Here is a 2,793-nt window from a genome sequence, read left to right as displayed (position 1 = left end):
AGCGAGCGGGAGCCGGCGCAGCAGCACGAGATGCGAGAGTGTGAAGCCGACGTAGACCGCGCCGAAGACGGTCGTTGCCGTATCGGACGTGCGCACGCGCGCGAAGAGCAGGTGCCACAGGAGCGCCGCGACGATGAGCACGGCCGCGACGGTCGCCAGCCCCTTGAGGTCGGCGACCGCAGCGGCGATCGGCATGGCCGCCACCGCGATCGCGCCGAACAGCTCGTTCGGGGTGCGGTGCTCGCGGCGCGTGATCTCGTAGAATTCCACGACGGAGACGGTCGCGACGACGGCGTAGAGCGCCGCGACGCCCGCGACCCCGCCCCACAGTACGGCGGCGAGCACGACGGCGCCGTACGCGCACGCAACACCCACGCGCACGAGGATGCTGACGGGCTTCGGCTGGCGGCGCTCGGGCACGGGCGTCACGCACCCCCGAAGCGCCGCGCGCGGTGCTGGTAGTCGACCACGGCACGGAGCAGGTCGTAGCGGCGGAAGTCGGGCCACAGCACCGCGGTGACCCACATCTCGGCGTAGGCGATCTGCCACAGCAGGAAGTTCGAGACTCGCAGCTCGCCGCTGGTGCGCACGAGCAGGTCGGGGTCGGGCAGCCCGGCGGTGTAGAGCCGCGCCGCGACCGCGTCCTCGTCGACCTCGGCGGGCGCCAACGCGCCCGCGGCGACGTCGGCCGCGATGGCGCGTGCCGCGTCAGCGAGTTCCATCCTGCCGCCGTAGTTGAGCGCGACGCACAGTGTCATGGCGTCGCGGTCGGCGGTGCGGGCCTCGGCACGTTCGAAAGCTGCGCGCGTGGCGGGCGGGAGGTCCGCCGTGCGCCCGATGACGCGAACGCGGACGCCGAGACCTTCGAGCTGGACGACCTCGCGCTCAAGCACCTCGACGAACAGGTCCATGAGCGCGCCGACCTCGTCGGCGGGCCTGCGCCAGTTCTCCGAGGAGAACGAGTAGATGGTGAGGACTTCGACGCCGAGTTCAACGGCAGCGGCGATCACCTCGCGGACCGCCTTCACGCCGGCCTTGTGCCCCGCCATGCGCGGCAACCCGCGCTTCGCTGCCCAGCGCCCGTTGCCGTCCATGATGACGGCGACGTGCCGAGGGGTGCGCGCGGGCTCGAACTGCGCGAGCAACTCCGCACCCCGCCTGCCTGAGAAGAACTGCTGTCGTGAACGGTCGTCGGCCATGATGCGGAGGCGTCACACCTCCATGATCTCGGCTTCCTTGCGCTTGAGCATCTCGTCGATCTGGGCGATGTGCGAGTCCGTGAGCTTCTGCACCTCGGTCTCGGCGCGGCGGAAGTCGTCTTCGGAGCACTCGCCGCCCTGCTCGAACCTCTCGAGCTTGTGGTTCGCGTCGCGGCGGATGTTGCGGCACGCGACCTTGGCCTCCTCGGCGTAGTGCTTGCACAGCTTGACGAGCTCGCGCCGGCGCTCCTCCGTGAGCGCAGGGAACGGGACGCGGATCACCTGCCCGTCGTTGCTCGGGTTCAGGCCGAGGTCGGACGCTTGGATGCCGCGCTCGATCGCGCCTATGACGGTCTTGTCCCACGGCTCGATGACGACCATCTGCGGTTCGGGGACCTTGATGGAGGCGACCTGGTTGAGCGGCATGGTCGAGCCGTAGGCCTCGACGGTGACCTTCTCGAACAGGCCCGCCGACGCGCGCCCGGTCCTCACGCCACCGAACTCGTGCCCGAGGGCGCCGATGGACTTGTCCATGTGCTCGCGGGCGTCCTTGATGATGTCGGTGATCACGTGGTACCTCCCGTGACGATGGTGCCGACCGCGGCGCCGGACAGCGCCAGTTCGATGTTGCCGTTGGTGCGGATGTTGAACACGATGATCGGCAGGCCGTTGTCCATGGCCAATGAGATCGCGGTGCTGTCCATGACCTTGAGGCCGCCGTTCAGCACGTCCATGTAGGTCAGCCGGTCGTGCTTGATGGCGTCGGGGTGGACCTCGGGGTCCTTGTCGAAGACGCCGTCGACCTTCGTGGCCTTCATGATGCAGTCCGCGCCGATCTCGAGCGCCCGCAGCGCCGCGGTCGTGTCGGTGGTGAAGTACGGGTTCCCCGTCCCGGCCGCGAAGATGACGACGCGGCCCTTCTCGAGGTGTCGGATCGCCCTGCGGCGGATGTAGGGTTCGGCGACCGCCTGCATCTCGATGGCCGACATGACGCGGGTGAAGACGCCGTGCCGCTCGAGCGCGTCCTGGAGGGCGAGGGCGTTCATGACGGTGGCCAGCATGCCCATGAAGTCCGCTTGCGCGCGGTCCATCCCTGAGGACGCGGCCGCCAGCCCGCGGAAGATGTTCCCACCGCCGACGACGATGGCGACCTCGGCGCCGCCGCGGACGAGTGCCTTGATCTGGGGCGACAGCTCGTCGAGGACCTTGGGATCCACACCGTAGCCGGCGTCGCCCATGAGCGCTTCACCGGACAGCTTGAGCAGAACGCGCTTGTACATGTACTCGGTCACGCGTCTCCCCTCTTCGGGCCGGCCTGCGGAGGCTGCCGCTCATGCTGGCCGGATAGTCCGCGGGCCGGTCCGCTGTGGGACCGGCCCGCCGGAAAGCGGCTATGCGAGAGTCTAGCACTCGTGCCGCAGGTCAGGACTCCTGCGTCTCGCCGAGCACGAAGCGCGTGAAGCGCACCACGCCGACCTCGGCACCCGCCTCGCCCGACACACGCTTCGCGACGTCCGCGATCGTGACATCCGGATCCTTGACGAAGCCCTGCTCGAGAAGGCAGAACTCCTTGAAGAACTTGTCGAGGCGGCCG

Annotated in this window: 5 protein-coding genes; all 5 read right to left on the bottom strand. The window is 69.2% G+C overall.

Features of this window, described 5'->3' with window-relative positions:
• On the bottom strand, nt 1–549 hold a 549-nt coding region (locus tag FDZ70_08880), incomplete at its 3' end, for a hypothetical protein (GenBank protein ID TLM71368.1).
• Nucleotides 426–1,199: an isoprenyl transferase gene (locus tag FDZ70_08875; GenBank protein TLM71367.1), complete on the bottom strand. Its 774-nt coding sequence runs from the start codon at nt 1,197–1,199 to the stop codon at nt 426–428. The genes FDZ70_08875 and FDZ70_08880, both read right to left, overlap by 124 nt.
• A 12-nt stretch (nt 1,200–1,211) precedes the next feature.
• Nucleotides 1,212–1,769, bottom strand: coding sequence for a ribosome recycling factor (locus tag FDZ70_08870; GenBank protein ID TLM71366.1), 558 nt, complete (start codon nt 1,767–1,769; stop codon nt 1,212–1,214).
• Nucleotides 1,766–2,491: a UMP kinase gene (locus FDZ70_08865; protein TLM71365.1), complete on the bottom strand. Its 726-nt coding sequence runs from the start codon at nt 2,489–2,491 to the stop codon at nt 1,766–1,768. The genes FDZ70_08870 and FDZ70_08865 overlap by 4 nt, the downstream gene beginning before the upstream one ends.
• A 130-nt stretch (nt 2,492–2,621) precedes the next feature.
• The coding region (gene tsf, locus FDZ70_08860) for an elongation factor Ts (GenBank protein TLM71364.1) at nt 2,622–2,793 on the bottom strand (172 nt) is incomplete at its 5' end.

It is taken from the genome of Actinomycetota bacterium (genome assembly GCA_005774595.1).
Taxonomy (GTDB): Bacteria; Actinomycetota; Coriobacteriia; order Anaerosomatales; family D1FN1-002; genus D1FN1-002.
Note: the sequence above shows the minus strand (reverse complement) of the source record. Positions and strands in the feature narration are given on the sequence as shown.

What these genes read in the sequence shown, in the direction of transcription:
- FDZ70_08875 (TLM71367.1), bottom strand. Translation starts at nt 1,199, where the DNA reads ATGGCCGACGACCGTTCACGACAGCAGTTCTTCTCAGGCAGGCGGGGT.